The 1261-nt window shown below is 72.3% G+C and carries 1 protein-coding gene; it reads left to right on the top strand.

Annotation, left to right across the window (positions count from 1 at the left end; genetic code table 11):
* Positions 1-81: 81 nt before the first annotated feature.
* A partial coding sequence (locus ACYVK5_RS25740; protein WP_460709122.1) for an ISAs1 family transposase occupies positions 82-1261 on the top strand: 1180 nt, incomplete at its 3' end.

The raw sequence follows: 1261 nt of genomic DNA, 5'->3' as shown, positions 1-1261 counted from the left end.
ATGGGGCGGGCACGGCCCCTGTGACCTGGAACGATGGGTGATGTCGAGTCGACCTGTCGTCGCCGGGAAGGTGCCGTGCCCGTGGTCCCAGTGTCCCTGATCAGTGCTGCCGATCGCTACCGGTTCGAGGGTGAGCAGGTCGCCGAGATTCTCCGGGCGGGGGCGGCGTTGGCGTCGTTGACCGGTGCGTTGGGCGAGGTCGTCGATCCGCGTCGTCGTGAGGGACGCCGGTATCCGCTGGCCGGGGTGCTGGCTCTGTTGGTCCTGGCGACGCTGGCCGGGTGTCGGACCCTGCGCGGTGCGACGGTTTGGGCGCGGGACCTGCCGGCTGCGGTGGTCCTGGGGCTGGGGTTCGCCCGCGGGCGGCTTCCGGTCCGTTCGACGGTGGCGGCACTGGTCGAGCGGTTGGACGTCGAGGCGGTCGGGGAGGTCGCTTTCGCGTGGCTCGCAGACAGGCACGCCGCCCAGGTCGGCGAGGGCGGGCTGGTGCAGGTGTCGGTGGACGGCAAGGCGATCCGCGGCGCCCGGCACGACGGGGCGGAACGGGCGCCGATGCAACTGGCGGTGTTCGCGACCGACCCGGGCGTGGTCCTGGCGACCGCACCGGTGCCGGCCGAGCAGGGCAAGGGCGGTGAGATCGCCGCGGCCAAGACGGCGCTGGATCGGATCGGGTCGATCCGCGACTGGGTCGTGACCGGCGACGCCCTGCACACCGTCAAGGACACTGCCAGGTATCTACGGGCCCGCGGGGCGCACTACGCGATGGCGGTCAAGGCGAACCGGACGATCCTGCACGCCGAACTCGAGGACGTCCCCTGGCCGCAGGTCCCTGCCGCGGCCCGCACGACGGGCAAGGCCCACGGCCGCGTCGAGGAGCGCGTCTACCAGGTCGTGGAGATCACGCCTCCCGCCAGCGGGTCGGCCGGTGGCCTGTCGCTGCCCGGAGCCCGCCAAGCCATCCGCGTCACCAGCACCCGGCGCACGCCCGGCGGCGGCAAGGCGACCACGGCCACGCTCTACTACGTGACCAGCCTCGGGCCCGAAGACGCCACCGGCACGCAGATCGCCGAGATGATCCGCGCCCGCTGGGGCATCGAGAACCGGCTGCACTGGCTACGCGACGTCGTCTTCGACGAAGACCGCCACACCACCCGACGCCCGAACACCACCGCGCTGAACACCCTGCTGCGCTCGATCGCGATCGGACTGGTCCACCTCGCCGGCCTGCCGATGACCGAGACCCTTCAGGCCGTCTACCGAC

This window comes from Myceligenerans halotolerans (assembly GCF_054782975.1).
Note: the sequence above shows the minus strand (reverse complement) of the source record. Positions and strands in the feature narration are given on the sequence as shown.